Raw genomic sequence first — 16,103 nt, 5'->3', positions numbered from 1 at the left:
CTATGTAAAAGACAAAGGAGAATACAATGAATCCAAATTATACATTTTTAATTATGCTTGTAGCGATGTTTGCCTTGATGTTCTTTATGCAACGCTCTCAAAAGAAACAAGCACAAAAACGTATGGAAAGCTTAAATAAACTGCAAAAAGGCTATGAAGTGATTACAATCGGTGGACTTTACGGAACAGTCGATGAAGTAGATACTGAGAAGAGAACGATTGTTCTTGATGTAGATGGGGTTTACTTGACTTTTGAACTAGCTGCTATCAAGACCGTATTACCGCTGAAAGAAACAGCTTCACTAGAAGGCGCAATTGAAAAATAAGACGGGATTACTAACTCCCGTTTTTCTATAAAAGAAAGGAAATGGGATGAAAAAACTAGTCTTTGTCTGTTTGGGGAATATTTGTCGCAGCCCTATGGCCGAGTTTGTTATGAAATCAATGACAGATAATTATGAAATCCAAAGTCGAGCGACTTCCTCTTGGGAACATGGTAATCCGATTCATAAGGGAACTCAAGGGATTTTTCAACAGTATGAGATTCCTTATGAAAAAGGCAAGACATCGCTTCAGATTAGTAAGGAAGATTTTGAAGCCTTTGATTATATTATCGGTATGGATGCTTCAAATGTTTCTGACTTACGTCAGATGTGTCCAGCAGACTGTAAAGATAAGATTTACTCATTCGCATCTGAAAGTGTTCCAGATCCTTGGTATACAGGAGATTTTGAGGAAACCTATCGACGTGTTCAAGAGGGTTGTCAAGCTTGGTTAGAACGTTTAGAAAAGGAGAGTGAAGGTGGAAAATCTTAAGAATTTTTACGAAAAGTATCGTGTCTATCTGACTCGTCCACGTTTAGAGCTTTTAGCAGTAGTTGCCATTGTTTTTTGTGCTCTGCTCGTCTTTTTTCTAAATATTCCCGGAAAAGGTGTTCTAAAGCTTGATAATGGAACCATTGTTTACGACGGTAGTCTTGTCCGTGGTAAAATGAATGGCCAAGGAACCATCACCTTCCAAAATGGAGACCAATATACAGGTGGTTTCAACAATGGAGCTTTCAACGGAAAAGGTACCTTTCAATCTAAAGAAGGCTGGACCTACGAAGGTGATTTTGTAAATGGTCAGGCTGAAGGAAAAGGGAAACTAACAACAGAACAAGAAGTCGTTTATGAAGGGACTTTTAAACAAGGCGTTTTTCAACAAAAATAAAGCCTCCTTATCAAAGGAGGTATTATTAGAATTATAAAGTAAGCGCTTACTAGAAAATCTATCTATTTCCAAGTCCCTCTTCCAATCAAGCTTGTGAAATAAAAAATATTGGAAATTAATTTCACAAACTCTAAAGAAAAAACTTGATAAATAAAGAAAATGAGAAAAATTTCACAAACAGTAAAGAATTCTTTGTGAAATGTTTATGAAACTGTTTACAAAGTTAAAATAATGCGTTATAATAAACTTGTGAAAAAATTAACAAAGGATATCAATCCTTGAAAGCTATGGAGGAAAATATGGCTGATAAAAAAACTGTGACACCAGAGGAAAAGAAACTCGCTGCTGAAAAGCATGTCGATGGCTTGGTGCAAAAAGCTTTAGTTGCTCTTGAAGAAATGCGTAAACTCGACCAAGATCAGGTCGACTACATCGTAGCTAAAGCGTCAGTGGCAGCTTTGGATGCCCACGGAGAATTGGCTTTACATGCCTTTGAAGAAACAGGACGTGGTGTATTTGAAGATAAAGCAACTAAGAACTTGTTTGCTTGTGAACACGTAGTAAACAATATGCGTCACACTAAAACAGTTGGCGTTATCGAAGAAGACGATGTAACAGGATTGACCCTCATCGCTGAACCGGTCGGTGTTGTCTGTGGTATCACCCCTACAACAAACCCGACATCAACAGCAATCTTTAAGGCATTGATTTCATTGAAGACACGTAATCCAATCGTCTTTGCCTTCCACCCATCAGCTCAAGAATCATCAGCTCACGCAGCTCAAATCGTTCGTGATGCTGCGATTAAAGCAGGTGCTCCTGAAAACTGTGTACAGTGGATTACTGAACCATCTATGGAAGCAACTAGTGCGCTTATGAACCACGAAGGTATTGCAACAATCCTTGCAACAGGTGGTAATGCCATGGTTAAAGCGGCTTACTCATGTGGTAAACCAGCTCTTGGGGTAGGTGCCGGAAACGTTCCAGCTTATGTTGAAAAATCAGCTAACATCCGCCAGGCTGCACACGATATCGTCATGTCTAAATCATTTGACAACGGTATGGTCTGTGCTTCAGAACAAGCGGTTATCATTGATAAAGAGATTTACGATGAATTTGTAGCAGAGTTCAAATCTTATCACACTTACTTTGTAAACAAAAAAGAAAAAGCACTTCTTGAAGAATTCTGCTTCGGCGTGAAAGCAAACAGCAAAAACTGTGCTGGTGCGAAATTGAACGCTGACATCGTTGGTAAGCCAGCAACTTGGATTGCTGAACAAGCTGGATTTACAGTTCCAGAAGGAACAAACATTCTTGCTGCAGAATGTAAAGAAGTTGGTGAAAATGAGCCATTGACTCGTGAAAAATTGTCACCAGTTATCGCAGTTTTGAAATCTGAAAGCCGTGAAGATGGTATTGCCAAAGCTCGTCAAATGGTTGAATTTAACGGTCTTGGGCACTCAGCAGCCATCCACACAGCTGATGAAGAATTGACTAAAGAATTTGGTAAAGCTGTTAAAGCTATTCGTGTTATCTGTAACTCACCTTCTACTTTCGGTGGTATCGGGGACGTTTACAATGCCTTCTTGCCATCATTGACACTCGGATGTGGTTCTTACGGACGTAACTCAGTTGGGGATAACGTTAGTGCCATTAACCTCTTGAATATCAAAAAAGTCGGAAGACGGAGAAATAACATGCAATGGATGAAACTTCCTTCAAAAACATACTTTGAACGTGATTCAATTCAATACCTTCAAAAATGTCGTGACGTTGAACGTGTCATGATTGTTACTGACCATGCCATGGTAGAGCTTGGTTTCCTTGATCGTATCATCGAACAACTTGACCTTCGTCGCAATAAGGTTGTTTACCAAATCTTTGCTGATGTAGAACCAGATCCAGATATCACAACTGTAAACCGTGGTACTGAAATCATGCGCGCCTTCAAACCAGATACAATCATCGCTCTCGGTGGTGGTTCACCAATGGATGCTGCTAAAGTAATGTGGCTCTTCTACGAGCAACCAGAAGTGGACTTCCGTGACCTTGTACAAAAATTCATGGATATCCGTAAACGCGCCTTCAAGTTCCCATTGCTTGGTAAGAAGACTAAATTCATCGCTATCCCAACTACATCTGGTACAGGATCTGAAGTAACACCATTTGCTGTTATCTCTGATAAAGCAAACAACCGTAAATATCCAATCGCTGACTACTCATTGACACCAACTGTGGCAATCGTAGACCCTGCTTTGGTATTGACAGTTCCTGGATTTGTAGCTGCGGACACTGGTATGGACGTATTGACCCACGCGACTGAAGCTTACGTATCACAAATGGCTAGTGACTACACTGATGGTCTTGCACTTCAAGCTATCAAACTTGTATTCGAAAACCTTGAAAGCTCAGTTAAGAATGCAGACTTCCACTCACGTGAGAAAATGCATAACGCTTCAACAATCGCTGGTATGGCCTTTGCCAATGCCTTCCTAGGGATTTCTCACTCAATGGCTCATAAGATTGGTGCGCAATTCCACACAATCCACGGTCGTACAAATGCTATCTTGCTTCCATACGTCATCCGCTACAACGGTACACGTCCAGCTAAGACAGCAACATGGCCTAAGTACAACTACTACCGTGCAGATGAAAAATACCAAGATATCGCACGTATGCTTGGCCTTCCAGCTTCTACTCCAGAAGAAGGTGTGGAATCTTATGCAAAAGCTGTCTACGAACTTGGTGAGCGCGTAGGTATCCAAATGAACTTCAAAGCACAAGGAATCGATGAAAAAGAATGGAAAGAACATTCTCGTGAATTGGCCTTCCTTGCTTATGAAGATCAATGTTCACCAGCTAACCCACGTCTTCCAATGGTTGACCATATGCAAGAAATCATCGAAGATTCTTACTATGGTTACAAAGAAAGACCAGGACGCCGTAAATAATTGTTATCAGCCTAGAGGCAGGAGAAATCCTGTCTCTTTTTTGTAATTCTATTTGAAAAATGGTATAATCATCGCATATATTTATTTGAAAATCAAACCTTTAATAATCATGCGAGGGGCAAATGAACAAGATAAATGAGTTAGGGGATAAAGTGCGACTTTTAAGAGAGGAGAAAGGACTTAGTCGTCCAGTTTTTTGCGGGGATGAGTCTGAACTATCAGTGCGTCAGCTGGTGCGGATAGAAAAAGGAGAATTTCGACCGACTATAAAAACACTAGAATATATTGCAGATAGATTAGAAATTCCGTCCTATGTCTTGATGCCAGATTATAAGGAATTGCCTAAACGCTACCAAGAATTAAAGTACTTTCTTTTACATCACCCTGACTATGGAGACAAGGAGTTGCAAGAACAAAAGGAAGAATATTTTGATGAGATTTTTGAGTGTTTTTATGATGACCTGCCCCGTGATGAGAAGATGATAGTGGACTGCCTTCAGGCAATAGATGCAGTGAGAGCGACTAGTAATTCTTTATACGGAAGTGGTGTGATTGAGGACAGTCTTCAAGACTTACTATCCAGAGATGTATATAAGGCTGAGGAATTGTTGAAATTGAGACTGTATTTTCTTTGTCAGTTAATGGATGGTTTAAACGAGGGTGAGATAAAAAAGTCTGATCATGAAACTATTCTTTATTTTCATGACAAATTAAGTTCTCAGGTTGATAAGATAGAGTTCGATTGTTTGGACTTACTTAGAGACTCCTTGTTAGCTTCTTTAACTTGTATAGAGGTTATGGGGTTGCTTCATTATTTTAAGAGGGCAGTCGAGACCTTAAATAAAATAGGGCAAAAAACACGAGATTTTCAAAAACAACCGATTGTCTTGATGGTGGAGTGGAAATATTATATTCAGATGGATTATGATACAGCCAAACAAAAGTATGAAGAAGCAAAAATGATGGCAAGGATGTTTGGCAATGGGAAGTTACTCGTTAGTTTAGATAATGAATGGGCCGAGGATCTAGAAAGATATCGTTAAAGAGTTTATAGGAGTGACATTTCTGTCATTGGAGAAATGTCGCTTTTTTGTTAAAATGAATTTGTAAATAAATAAGAAAGGGATTTGCTATGGTTAAGATGTTGTTTTTGCTACTTATCATTGGTGGGTGGTGGGGCTGAGTTTAGAGGTTTGATATGCTAGAATTTGAACGAATAAATAATGTTTTATTGCCTAGCATGTCAGAAGTTGGAGATGTACTGCTCATTCGACAAACGCTATCAACTCTTCTTCAAGTGGAAATAAGAGTTAACGGCTATTTATTGGATTTGATTACAATAAAACCCCAGATATTAAAAGTCTATCCATTAGTCGGTATAGCAAATAATGCACTTATTATTGTACGAGAAGTAAATGAGGGACTTGATATGACGTTGGAGTGTAATAGAACATTTAGAGATTTTGATTTTTTTAGAAAATTAAAATAGAAATTTAAAAAGGAGAAATAAAATATGTGGCGTTGGGTATGGAAAATAGTAAAATGGATTTTGATTAATTTAATGTGGACAGCTATTTGGGGCTGGGTTCAACAATGGTTTAGTAAATAGGAGGAATTATTATGTGGAGCTTCGTATGGAGAATTATCAGATGGATTATTATTGACTGGATTTTAACAGCAATTTGGGGCTGGGTTAAACAGTGGTTCTAGTTTAGAAATTAATAGAACAGAGTCGATTTTTACATAAAATATTAGTAAAATTAGAAATTAATATAAAAAAATAATTGATAGTTATGTCTCAGTTTGAAAATGGGCATTCTCAAAAAGATTATAGACATAACTATCAACTATTTTAATTATAATATAAAAGGAGAAAAAATGAAAGTAGAGAACATTTCGTATAGGATAAATAGCAGGATACTGTTTAACAATATTTCTTTTGATACTTCAAATTCAGGTCTGACACTGATTACTGGAAAAAATGGTGCAGGAAAGTCAACATTATTGAAAGTATTACTAGGAATTGTTCAACCATATTCTGGCTCATTGATTTCTGAAGAAAAAGTTAGCTATGTTCCAGATTCTTCGGACAACTATTTCATTGGTTTATCTCCTAATTTATTATTCGAATTTTTACAGAAACAATTTTTTATTGAAACAAATTTGTTCGAAGAACGGTTAAGAGAATTACGAGAACAATTTTATTTGAATGAGAAATTAATGACACAAACAATTCAATCATTGTCATTAGGAGAAAAGAAAAAAGTAATGCTTATAGCAGCGTTTTTATTGGATTCGGACTTGTATGTTATGGATGAACCTTTATCAGGTTTAGATCAAATTTCGGTTGAAAATCTGCTTCACTTGATGGAGCAAAAGATAAATCTAGGCAAGCACTTCATTATTGTAAGTCACGAGAGGCAAGAAATTTTACCGACAGTTGATCAGATTATTTCTTTGTAGAGGAAAGTTATATGGAAAAGTTTTATTATTCTATTACTCTATTATTCCTATCTCGACAGGGATACTGGAATGATTCGAATAATGTCAAGGAATTATCGTTGCTTCAATCAACCTACAAATATTTTTTTTCATCTGTTAGTTTGATTTTTATATTTTGTTTTGCTAAACAAGAAGTTTATAAGCTATTAAGTGAAAATCAAATTTGGGGTATCCTATCATACTTTGAATTAGTAAAAATACTTGTTCCTGCAATTTTGTTATTAGGAATAATTTATGAAAATATTTATGTTTTAAAAACTAAAACAGAGAGTACAATGAGGATATTTTTCAATGTCACAGGGAGAGAATTTTGGAATATAGTATTTTTAAAGAATTTAATTCTAGTTTCCCCCATCTTAGTAGTTATTTTTTTCTATGATATTTCTTTAGGAATATTTGCGTGCCTACTTGTTTTTTTACTTAATAGTATATTTTTTATACCGAAAATCAGGTATGTTAGGCCAAGGTTTAAAAAATCGTTCAGTATGACCTATTTATTATCTGTCGTTGATGGTTTGACGGTGTTTAAAGCGATGACTATACCTGTATCTTCAACTTTTATGTTTATGTTCATGTGGTTGGTTTTGCCAGATTTTTTAGGAATTGATATCTCGAATAAAGCGATGATATTGAATACAGCTTTATTTTCAGGGACAGTATTTTTTAGCAATAAAGGGATAAATTTTTATTTTCTTACTTTAAATAAGGACTTCCCTTATCTGAAGGCTGTGGGGGTCAATCTTAATAAGTTTATAAAAAAAAGAATTTGGTCTTTAAATCTTATTAGTATCTTAATTCCGTCGATCTCGCTATATTTCTTTTTAAATTATCTGGGGTACGGCTTTATAGATATTTCCCTATTTCTTTTCGGAGTTTCTCTAGCATATTTTTTATGCCAAGGGATACAAATGTTAGAGATAATTATATTTAGAAAGTATCATTTCAAGAATGCGAAAGAATTAGATGCTTTTTCAATTCCTATAAATACAAGGATAACGTTGTACATTATTCGCTTCGTACCAGTTATGGTTTGCTTATTATTCAATCAAATTAAACTATTTGGTTTATGGGGCTTGATATTGTTAAATATAGTTTATATCAGTATTATTTATTGTAGTTTATATCGATATATGTTGTCAAAAGTAATTAAAGGAGATAATCATGTCCATTTTATCCATTAAAAATATTTCAAAGTTTTACACTTTGGACGGTAAACATCAAGAACAGGCTTTAAAGAATATAAACCTGCAAATCGCAAAAGGTAAAATTACAGCGATTTACGGGCCGTCAGGCTGTGGCAAAACTAGCTTGCTAAACATCATCAGTGGTCTAGATAGACAATATGAAGGAGTTTTAGAATTTAAAGGGGAATCCCTCCGTGGCTTATCAGAGATTGAACTAACTCAATTTCGTAAAGATAAGATTGGATTTGTGTTTCAAAACTTTAACCTCATTCCTCATCAATCTGTCTTGGACAATGTCAAGCTACCTCTCTATGTCAAAGATTTATCTGACAGGGAGATGACAATGATTGCAAAGGAGCAATTAAGTAGCTTAGGAATGGAGCCTTTTATGGCTAAAAATGTTAAACAGCTTTCTGGCGGGCAAAAGCAACGTGTAGCAATCGCGCGTGCCTTGGTAAATCAGCCTGATATGATTGTAGCAGATGAGCCAACGGGTTCGCTGGATTCTCAATCCCAAGAAATGGTATTGGAAGTATTTAAAAATTTAGCCCAAACAGGGAAAACAGTACTGATTGTAACCCATAATCCAGAGGTTGCCGAATATGCAGATGTGATTATCAAAATGAAGGATGGTGAAGTCGTTGAAGAAGTCAAAAAATAAAGGATTATCATTGAAAAATAAATTCAAACTTTCTTTAAATAACTTTCTGGAAAGAAAGTGGCGTAACCTATTGATTGCGCTAGCAACCTCAATCGGTTTTGTAGGAGTCTTAATTTCTTTCGGCTTGGGAAATGCTTTGATTTCGATGATTGATGAAAATACGAATGGAGGTCAAATCCCTTCTCAAGTTCAGATTGCTTTAAATACAGAAAATGCTGGACGAGGCTTTTTGAACCAAGATGATAAGAACTATATCACGGATACAGTTGGAAAAGAAGCTATTAAATATTTGGAGAGTCCTTTTGGGATGACCATGTCAAATATTACTATAGATGGGCAAGAAATGGATCTGAGTCAAACGATGCCTTCTTATGCTCAGGTAGTGAGTCTCTATGAGGATACAAGTATTTCTGTTAGTAGTAATGAGGCGGACAAAGTATTAGCCGGTTCCCTCTATACTGATACAAATGAACAGGGATTAACGATTCCAATCAGTTTACTAAAAAATTGGAATGAACAGACAGGAAACAATCTGACAGCTAGTGATGTTATTGGCAAATCAGTCTCAGCAAGTATTGTGGAAAATGCTGCCGAAGCTAGCAAGACTGCTCAATTTCAAACGAAGATTGTGCGTGTAATCAATGATGAAGATGACATGGAGGACAGCAACAGTTTCATGCCGTCTAATCAAATGGAAACGATTTTGAAAGAGGCTGGATTTACAAAAGCTGTATCTTATTTTATCTTGGAACTCAAAGATCCATCACAGACAAAAACGGTAACAGAAGAATTACAGAAAAATAAGAAGTATACGGTTCTTTCTCAACAGAAGGTTCTTGATATTGTGATTACCTTTATTCGTGTCATTCAGGGATTGTTGATTGTGCTTTCATCACAAGCTATTGTGGTAGCAGCGGTCATGATTGGTATCATTATTTACATCAATATCATGCAACGTTCTAAGGAAATAGGTGTCATGAAGGCAGTTGGTTATCAAAATCGTGATGTCAAAGGAATTTTTATTTACGAGGCTATCTGGATTGTAGGAATCGCCTTGCTGCTGGCCTTTTTGGTTGCACAAGGGGTGGGAAGTTTGGCGAATGCGATTGTAAGTCACTTTTACCCATCCATCACGAAGGTTTTTGAATTAAATCTTCTATCTATTTTAGGAACTCTAGCTTTTGCTCTATTACTTGGTTATGTCTCAGCCTACTTCCCAGCACGTAAAATTAGTAAAATGGATCCTGTAGAATCGCTACGATATGAATAGTAAGGAAGTTCTTGATTTATAGCCTGAAAAAGAAACTAACATAGAAAAACAATGCCCGTACTTGCAATTAAACTTAAATAGTTATATAATAGGTTTGTTGAAAGGTGATTTGTAGTGATTCAAGTTACTCTTTTCACAATAAAATTTTCATGATTTTCATAAGGAGGAAATCACTAATGGTAGTTAAAGTTGGTATTAACGGTTTCGGACGTATCGGTCGTCTTGCTTTCCGTCGTATCCAAAACGTAGAAGGTGTTGAAGTTACACGCATCAACGACCTTACGGATCCAGTTATGCTTGCACACTTGTTGAAATACGACACAACTCAAGGTCGTTTCGACGGTACTGTTGAAGTTAGAGAAGGTGGATTTGAAGTTAACGGTAAATTCGTTAAAGTTTCTGCTGAACGTGATCCAGAACAAATCGACTGGGCTAACGATGGTGTAGAAATCGTTCTTGAAGCTACTGGTTTCTTTGCTAAGAAAGCAGCTGCTGAAAAACACTTGCACGCTGGTGGTGCTAAGAAAGTTGTTATTACTGCTCCTGGTGGAAACGACGTTAAAACAGTTGTATTCAACACTAACCATGACGTTCTTGACGGTACTGAAACAGTTATCTCAGGTGCTTCATGTACTACAAACTGCTTGGCTCCTATGGCTAAAGCTCTTCAAGACAACTTTGGTGTTGTTGAAGGATTGATGACTACTATCCACGCTTACACTGGTGACCAAATGATCCTTGACGGACCACACCGTGGTGGTGACCTTCGCCGTGCTCGCGCTGGTGCTGCAAACATCGTTCCTAACTCAACTGGTGCTGCAAAAGCTATCGGTCTTGTAATCCCAGAATTGAACGGTAAACTTGACGGATCTGCACAACGCGTTCCAACTCCAACTGGATCAGTTACTGAATTGGTAGCAGTTCTTGAAAAGAACGTTACTGTTGATGAAGTGAACGCAGCTATGAAAGCAGCTTCAAACGAATCATACGGTTACACAGAAGATCCAATCGTATCTTCAGATATCGTAGGTATGTCTTACGGTTCATTGTTTGACGCAACTCAAACTAAAGTTCTTGACGTTGACGGTAAACAATTGGTTAAAGTTGTATCATGGTACGACAACGAAATGTCATACACTGCACAACTTGTACGTACTCTTGAATACTTCGCAAAAATCGCTAAATAATTCTTGAGTTGATAAAAAGCAAGGCCTCTTGGTCTTGCTTTTCTTATATGGAAAAATGGATGACACAATCATCCATTCTTTTTTAATTCTGTTTCAAAAGTGTTCGAGAGGGCAGTAAAACTCAATTTTTCTAAGGTGAGTGGATGAGTAAAGGAAAGTCGAAAGGCGTGAAGCAAAAGCCGACTTGATTTTGATTTACTATTATAGAGAGGGTCACCTAGGATAGGGAAGTTATGATGAGCAAGGTGTACACGGATTTGATGGGTTCGACCTGTCTTTAGTTTGCAACGGACAAGAGCTGTTTTGTTTGGAAATTGCTTTAATCTGCTTACATGCGTTTCAGCATATTGCCCATTTTTTGCATCAACTATTCTTTTTCTACGATCATGACGATCACGTCCAATTTTGTCCCTGAAAACAAGCTCTTTGCTGCTGATATTTCCATCAACAAGTGCCCAATATTCCCTGGAAATCTCTTTTTTCTCCAGTAAGCGATTGAGAATAGGCAGGATAAAAGGATTTTTAGCAAAGAGAACCAAACCACTGGTTTCCATGTCCAGACGATGAACGACATAACAGGTCTGGCCGACGTAGGCACTGACATGGTTAAGAAGGGCGGTTTCGTTTGGCTGATTACCATGCGTTTTCATCCCCTCTGGTTTGTTCACAATAACTAAGTGTTGATCTTGATAAACTTCCTGAATGAGGTTTGGGTTGCCCCAAGGAATTTCTTTTTCGGGATAATCTTCCTCGTCAAAAGCCAATTGGCAAACATCTCCAGGATTTACCGTCTCGTTCCAATGAACTTCTCGCTGATTAATCAAAATGTGTTTCTTGATTCTCAAAAAATGACGGATTTTTCTAGGGATGAGGAGTTGTTCCTCAAGTAATTGCTTTACCGTCATTTGAGGTAGAGAGTCTGGTAATGTAAATGTGAATTTCATACAGATATTGTAACAAAAAAAGCCCTATTTGGATAGAAAATAGCTAAATTCTTGTCTTCCCATGATGAAGATGATAAAATAAACGCATGAAATTAGATAAATTATTTGAGAAATTTCTTTCTCTTTTTAAAAAAGAAACAAGTGAATCAGAGGATTCTGATTCTACTAGCTTACGTCGCTCTCGTAGTGATCGAAAAAAATTAGCCCAAGTAGGTCCAATTCGAAAATTCTGGCGTCGCTATCATCTAACAAAGATTGTTATTATACTGGGGTTGAGCGCAGGCTTACTAGTTGGAACCTATTTGTTTGCTGTAGCCAAGTCAACCAATGTTAACGATTTGCAAAATGCCTTGAAAACTCGGACTATCATTTTTGACCGTGAAGAAAAGGAGGCAGGTGCCTTGTCTGGTCAAAAAGGAACTTATGTTGAATTGACTGACATCAATAAAAACTTGCAGAATGCTGTTATTGCGACAGAAGATCGTTCTTTCTATAAAAACGACGGGATTAACTATGGGCGTTTCTTCTTGGCTATTGTAACTGCTGGACGTTCAGGTGGTGGTTCTACTATTACCCAACAGCTGGCTAAAAACGCCTATTTGTCTCAGGATCAAACTGTTGAGAGAAAAGCGAAAGAATTTTTCCTGGCTTTAGAATTAACCAAAAAATATAGTAAGGATCAAATTTTAACCATGTACCTTAACAATGCTTATTTTGGAAATGGTGTGTGGGGTGTAGAAGATGCGAGTAAGAAATACTTTGGAGTTTCTGCGTCAGAAGTGAGTCTGGATCAAGCTGCGACTCTGGCAGGAATGCTAAAGGGGCCGGAACTGTATAATCCTTTGAATTCTGTAGAAGATTCTACCAATCGGCGCGATACTGTCTTGCAGAATATGGTTGCAGCAGGATATATTGATAAAAATCAAGAAACCGAAGCTGTTGAAGTTGATATGACTTCGCAATTACAAGATAAGTATGAAGGAAAAATTTCGGATTACCGCTACCCCTCTTATTTTGACGCGGTTGTTAATGAAGCTGTTTCCAAGTATAATCTAACAGAGGAAGAGATTGTCAATAATGGCTACCGCATTTACACAGAGCTGGACCAAAATTACCAAGCAAATATGCAGGTTGTTTATGAAAACACATCGCTATTTCCGAGGGCAGAGGATGGAACATTTGCTCAATCAGGAAGTGTAGCTCTCGAACCGAAAACAGGGGGAGTTCGTGGAGTTGTCGGTCAGGTTGCTGGCAATGATAAAACTGGATTCCGGAATTTCAACTATGCAACTCAATCAAAACGTAGCCCTGGTTCTACAATTAAGCCTTTAGTTGTTTATACGCCTGCAGTTGAAGCTGGCTGGGCTTTGAATAAGCAGTTGGATAACCATACCATGCAGTATGACAGCTATAAGGTTGATAACTATGCAGGGATCAAAACGAGTCGAGAAGTTCCTATGTATCAAGCCTTGGCAGAATCGCTTAATCTACCTGCTGTTGCCACTGTTAATGATTTGGGTGTTGATAAGGCTTTTGAGGCAGGAGAAAAATTTGGACTCAATATGGAAAAGGTCGACCGTGTTCTTGGTGTCGCCTTGGGAAGTGGTGTTGAAACCAACCCTCTGCAAATGGCTCAAGCATATGCTGCCTTTGCAAATGAAGGTTTAATGCCTGAAGCTCATTTTATTAGTAGAATTGAAAATGCTAGTGGACAAGTTATAGCAAGCCATAAAAATTCACAAAAACGGGTGATTGATAAGTCTGTAGCTGATAAGATGACCAGTATGATGTTGGGGACATTCACCAACGGTACCGGTATTAGTTCATCGCCTGCAGATTATGTCATGGCAGGAAAAACTGGTACAACTGAAGCGGTTTTCAATCCAGAATATACAAGTGACCAGTGGGTAATTGGTTATACACCGGATGTAGTGATTAGTCACTGGCTTGGTTTCCCGACGACTGATGAAAATCACTATCTAGCAGGATCTACTTCAAACGGTGCAGCCCATGTCTTTAGAAACATTGCAAATACCATTTTACCTTATACGCCAGGAAGTACCTTTACAGTTGAAAATGCTTATAAGCAAAATGGAATTGCACCAGCCAATACAAGAAATCAAGTGCAGAGTAATGAAACGAATCAGACGGATGATACCCTTTCTGATATTAGAAGTCGTGCGCAAAATCTGGTAGATGAGGCCAGTCGTGCTATCTCGGATGCTAAAATTAAGGAAAAGGCTCAAACGATATGGGATTCGGTAGTCAATCTATTTCGTTAAGATGCTTGTCAAAGCCTAGCTTTCTTGTTATAATAGACAAGATGGAGGCGTTATGGCACTAAAAAAAGCAAGTCTAGCTTGTGCGGTTTGTGGTTCGAGAAACTATTCAATTAAGATCAGCGGAAACCCCAAGCCAACACGACTAGAAGTAAATAAATTTTGTAAACATTGTGGTAAGTACACTACACATAGAGAAACGAGATAGGAGAGAGCGATGCGTTTTATTGGAGATATTTTTAGACTTCTTAAAGACACAACATGGCCAACTCGCAAGGAAAGCTGGAGAGATTTTCGTTCTATCATGGAATACACAGCTTTCTTTGTAGTAATTATTTACATTTTTGACCAGTTGATTGTTTCAGGTTTGATTCGATTTATTAACATTTTTTAGAAGGCTAGTGGACTTATTTACACTAGAGATCTTCTATTATGAAAGGAAATATCATGGATAGTTTTGATAAAGGGTGGTTTGTTTTACAAACTTATTCTGGTTATGAAAATAAGGTAAAAGAAAATCTATTACAACGTGCACAAACCTACAACATGTTGGATAATATTCTACGCGTTGAAATTCCAACACAAACAGTGCAAGTTGAAAAGAATGGAAAGAGAAAAGAAGTGGAAGAAAATCGCTTTCCAGGTTATGTTCTTGTAGAAATGGTGATGACAGATGAAGCTTGGTTTGTTGTTCGAAACACACCAAACGTTACAGGATTCGTTGGATCTCACGGGAATAGATCTAAACCAACTCCATTATTGGAACAAGAAATTCGTGATATCTTGATTTCTATGGGGCAAACCGTACAGGAGTTTGATATCGATGTTGAAGTTGGTCAAACTGTACGTATTATTGATGGCGCTTTTGCAGACTATACTGGTAAGATTACAGAGATTGATAACAATAAAGTGAAGATGATTATCTCTATGTTTGGTAATGACACAGTTGCAGAAGTAAACCTAAATCAAATTGCAGAATTATAACCCTGAGAGAGGCTTGTCCTCTCTTTTTTGTGCAGTTGAGACGATGTAAGAAACAGAATGGATGAAATGAATCAAATTATCTTCTTTATTTGTTAAACTGTATCTAGAAAGGGGAACATTATGATTAAAGTATTATATGAAGAAGTCCAGGGGATTGTATATAAGTGTAGAAATGAATATTACCTTCATTTATGGGAGCTATCGGATTGGGACCAAGAGGGCATGATTTGCTTACATGAATTGATTAGCAGAGAAGAAGAGCTGGCAGAAGATATTCCTCGTTTAAGAAAATATTTCAAAACCAAGTTTCGGAATCGAATCCTAGACTATATCCGTAAGCAGGAAAGTCAAAAACGAAGATATGATAAAGAACCGTATGAAGAAGTAGGTGAGATTAGTCATCGTATCAGTGAGGGAGGTCTGTGGCTAGATGAGTATTATCTCTTTCATGAGACATTAAGAGATTATAGAAGCAAACAAAGTAAAGACAAACAAGAAGAGTTAGAGCGCGTCTTAAGACATGAACGCTTCCGAGGGCGTCAAAGAGTGCTAAATGACTTACGTATTGTGTTTAAAGAGTTTGACATCCGTACTCGGTAAGAAGCTATGCAAAAAAAAGAAAAAAACAGAAAAAGGTGTTGACAAGTCTGAAAAAGTCTGTATAATAGTAAGAGTTGAAAACAACTCTGGTCCGTTGGTCAAGGGGTTAAGACACCGCCTTTTCACGGCGGTAACACGGGTTCGAATCCCGTACGGACTATGGTATGTTGCGGATGGAACACTTGATGAAAAAAGATTAAAAAAGTTTCAAAAAAGTGTTGACAAGCGAAAGCACCTGTGATATACTAATATAGTTGTCGCTTGAGAGAAGTAAGTGACAAAGACCTTTGAAAACTGAACAAGACGAACCAATGTGCAGGGCACTATA

Annotated in this window: 17 protein-coding genes and 1 tRNA gene; 17 read left to right on the top strand and 1 reads right to left on the bottom strand. The window is 37.5% G+C overall.

What is annotated here, in order from left to right; translation table 11 throughout:
- Nucleotides 1-26: 26 nt before the first annotated feature.
- The 11 genes from yajC to gap all read left to right on the top strand — a co-directional run bounded on the left by yajC (nucleotide 27) and on the right by gap (nucleotide 10,968).
- The gene (yajC, locus tag RYK12_RS08010; RefSeq protein ID WP_004257425.1) at nucleotides 27-326 is read left to right on the top strand and encodes a preprotein translocase subunit YajC; all 300 of its coding nucleotides are present in this window, start codon (nucleotides 27-29) and stop codon (nucleotides 324-326) included.
- 46 nt (nucleotides 327-372) lie between these two features.
- Nucleotides 373-816 (top strand): low molecular weight protein-tyrosine-phosphatase, encoded by a 444-nt coding sequence (locus RYK12_RS08005; protein ID WP_314848346.1) that lies wholly within the window; start codon nucleotides 373-375, stop codon nucleotides 814-816.
- On the top strand, nucleotides 803-1,213 hold the full coding sequence (locus tag RYK12_RS08000) for an MORN repeat-containing protein (RefSeq protein ID WP_000429315.1): 411 nt from the start codon (nucleotides 803-805) through the stop codon (nucleotides 1,211-1,213). Before RYK12_RS08005 ends, RYK12_RS08000 begins: the two co-directional genes overlap by 14 nt.
- 299 nt (nucleotides 1,214-1,512) lie before the next feature.
- Entirely contained in the window at nucleotides 1,513-4,164 is a 2,652-nt protein-coding gene (gene adhE / locus RYK12_RS07995) for a bifunctional acetaldehyde-CoA/alcohol dehydrogenase (protein WP_227326154.1), read from the top strand.
- 122 nt (nucleotides 4,165-4,286) lie between these two features.
- On the top strand, nucleotides 4,287-5,207 hold the full coding sequence (locus tag RYK12_RS07990; RefSeq protein ID WP_125443903.1) for an XRE family transcriptional regulator: 921 nt from the start codon (nucleotides 4,287-4,289) through the stop codon (nucleotides 5,205-5,207).
- 155 nt (nucleotides 5,208-5,362) lie between these two features.
- On the top strand, nucleotides 5,363-5,653 hold the full coding sequence (locus tag RYK12_RS07985) for a hypothetical protein (RefSeq protein WP_050492331.1): 291 nt from the start codon (nucleotides 5,363-5,365) through the stop codon (nucleotides 5,651-5,653).
- A gap of 389 nt (nucleotides 5,654-6,042) precedes the next feature.
- A complete protein-coding gene (locus RYK12_RS07980; RefSeq protein ID WP_125393797.1) occupies nucleotides 6,043-6,627 on the top strand; it encodes an ATP-binding cassette domain-containing protein in 585 nt (194 codons plus the stop codon).
- 11 nt (nucleotides 6,628-6,638) lie between these two features.
- A complete protein-coding gene (locus RYK12_RS07975; protein ID WP_084886514.1) occupies nucleotides 6,639-7,847 on the top strand; it encodes a hypothetical protein in 1,209 nt (402 codons plus the stop codon).
- On the top strand, nucleotides 7,828-8,511 hold the full coding sequence (locus tag RYK12_RS07970) for an ABC transporter ATP-binding protein (protein ID WP_314848342.1): 684 nt from the start codon (nucleotides 7,828-7,830) through the stop codon (nucleotides 8,509-8,511). The genes RYK12_RS07975 and RYK12_RS07970 overlap by 20 nt, the downstream gene beginning before the upstream one ends.
- Nucleotides 8,480-9,781: an FtsX-like permease family protein gene (locus RYK12_RS07965; protein ID WP_314848341.1), complete on the top strand. Its 1,302-nt coding sequence runs from the start codon at nucleotides 8,480-8,482 to the stop codon at nucleotides 9,779-9,781. The genes RYK12_RS07970 and RYK12_RS07965 overlap by 32 nt, the downstream gene beginning before the upstream one ends.
- A 176-nt stretch (nucleotides 9,782-9,957) precedes the next feature.
- A complete protein-coding gene (gap, locus tag RYK12_RS07960; RefSeq protein ID WP_038804036.1) occupies nucleotides 9,958-10,968 on the top strand; it encodes a type I glyceraldehyde-3-phosphate dehydrogenase in 1,011 nt (336 codons plus the stop codon).
- 68 nt (nucleotides 10,969-11,036) lie between these two features.
- Here gap and RYK12_RS07955 read toward each other — a convergent pair whose 3' ends face one another.
- Complete coding sequence (locus RYK12_RS07955) at nucleotides 11,037-11,912, bottom strand: RluA family pseudouridine synthase (protein WP_314848338.1); 876 nt, start codon at nucleotides 11,910-11,912, stop codon at nucleotides 11,037-11,039.
- Between the two features lie 86 nt (nucleotides 11,913-11,998).
- Here RYK12_RS07955 and pbp2a point away from each other — a divergent pair, with 86 nt between their 5' ends.
- From pbp2a to RYK12_RS07925, 6 genes are all read left to right on the top strand, one after another.
- Nucleotides 11,999-14,194: a penicillin-binding protein PBP2A gene (gene pbp2a, locus RYK12_RS07950; RefSeq protein WP_314848336.1), complete on the top strand. Its 2,196-nt coding sequence runs from the start codon at nucleotides 11,999-12,001 to the stop codon at nucleotides 14,192-14,194.
- 52 nt (nucleotides 14,195-14,246) lie between these two features.
- Nucleotides 14,247-14,399 (top strand): 50S ribosomal protein L33, encoded by a 153-nt coding sequence (rpmG, locus tag RYK12_RS07945; RefSeq protein ID WP_001809375.1) that lies wholly within the window; start codon nucleotides 14,247-14,249, stop codon nucleotides 14,397-14,399.
- A 9-nt stretch (nucleotides 14,400-14,408) separates the two neighbouring features.
- Nucleotides 14,409-14,585 carry a preprotein translocase subunit SecE gene (gene secE / locus RYK12_RS07940; RefSeq protein WP_001210991.1) on the top strand — a complete coding sequence of 59 codons (177 nt, stop codon included), beginning with the start codon at nucleotides 14,409-14,411 and terminating at the stop codon, nucleotides 14,583-14,585.
- 53 nt (nucleotides 14,586-14,638) lie between these two features.
- Nucleotides 14,639-15,175, top strand: a complete 537-nt coding sequence (nusG, locus tag RYK12_RS07935; protein WP_049499248.1) for a transcription termination/antitermination protein NusG — start codon at nucleotides 14,639-14,641, stop codon at nucleotides 15,173-15,175.
- Nucleotides 15,176-15,295: 120 nt separating this feature from the next.
- Nucleotides 15,296-15,775, top strand: coding sequence for a transcriptional regulator (locus RYK12_RS07930; RefSeq protein ID WP_084925430.1), 480 nt, complete (start codon nucleotides 15,296-15,298; stop codon nucleotides 15,773-15,775).
- Between the two features lie 88 nt (nucleotides 15,776-15,863).
- Nucleotides 15,864-15,935, top strand: a tRNA-Glu gene (locus RYK12_RS07925).
- The last annotated feature ends 168 nt before the right edge of the window (nucleotides 15,936-16,103 follow it).

This window comes from uncultured Streptococcus sp. (assembly GCF_963518475.1).
Taxonomy (GTDB): Bacteria; Bacillota; Bacilli; order Lactobacillales; family Streptococcaceae; genus Streptococcus.
This window is presented reverse-complemented; position numbering and strand designations above follow the sequence as displayed.

Excerpts from the sequence above, each read along its gene's own strand:
- yajC (WP_004257425.1), top strand. The coding sequence starts at position 27 with ATGAATCCAAATTATACATTTTTAATTATGCTTGTAGCGATGTTTGCC.
- RYK12_RS08005 (WP_314848346.1), top strand. The coding sequence starts at position 373 with ATGAAAAAACTAGTCTTTGTCTGTTTGGGGAATATTTGTCGCAGCCCT.
- adhE (WP_227326154.1), top strand. The coding sequence starts at position 1,513 with ATGGCTGATAAAAAAACTGTGACACCAGAGGAAAAGAAACTCGCTGCT.
- RYK12_RS07990 (WP_125443903.1), top strand. The coding sequence starts at position 4,287 with ATGAACAAGATAAATGAGTTAGGGGATAAAGTGCGACTTTTAAGAGAG.
- RYK12_RS07985 (WP_050492331.1), top strand. The coding sequence starts at position 5,363 with ATGCTAGAATTTGAACGAATAAATAATGTTTTATTGCCTAGCATGTCA.
- RYK12_RS07980 (WP_125393797.1), top strand. The coding sequence starts at position 6,043 with ATGAAAGTAGAGAACATTTCGTATAGGATAAATAGCAGGATACTGTTT.
- RYK12_RS07975 (WP_084886514.1), top strand. The coding sequence starts at position 6,639 with ATGGAAAAGTTTTATTATTCTATTACTCTATTATTCCTATCTCGACAG.
- RYK12_RS07970 (WP_314848342.1), top strand. The coding sequence starts at position 7,828 with ATGTCCATTTTATCCATTAAAAATATTTCAAAGTTTTACACTTTGGAC.
- RYK12_RS07965 (WP_314848341.1), top strand. The coding sequence starts at position 8,480 with ATGGTGAAGTCGTTGAAGAAGTCAAAAAATAAAGGATTATCATTGAAA.
- gap (WP_038804036.1), top strand. The coding sequence starts at position 9,958 with ATGGTAGTTAAAGTTGGTATTAACGGTTTCGGACGTATCGGTCGTCTT.
- RYK12_RS07955 (WP_314848338.1), bottom strand. The coding sequence starts at position 11,912 with ATGAAATTCACATTTACATTACCAGACTCTCTACCTCAAATGACGGTA.
- pbp2a (WP_314848336.1), top strand. The coding sequence starts at position 11,999 with ATGAAATTAGATAAATTATTTGAGAAATTTCTTTCTCTTTTTAAAAAA.
- rpmG (WP_001809375.1), top strand. The coding sequence starts at position 14,247 with ATGGCACTAAAAAAAGCAAGTCTAGCTTGTGCGGTTTGTGGTTCGAGA.
- secE (WP_001210991.1), top strand. The coding sequence starts at position 14,409 with ATGCGTTTTATTGGAGATATTTTTAGACTTCTTAAAGACACAACATGG.
- nusG (WP_049499248.1), top strand. The coding sequence starts at position 14,639 with ATGGATAGTTTTGATAAAGGGTGGTTTGTTTTACAAACTTATTCTGGT.
- RYK12_RS07930 (WP_084925430.1), top strand. The coding sequence starts at position 15,296 with ATGATTAAAGTATTATATGAAGAAGTCCAGGGGATTGTATATAAGTGT.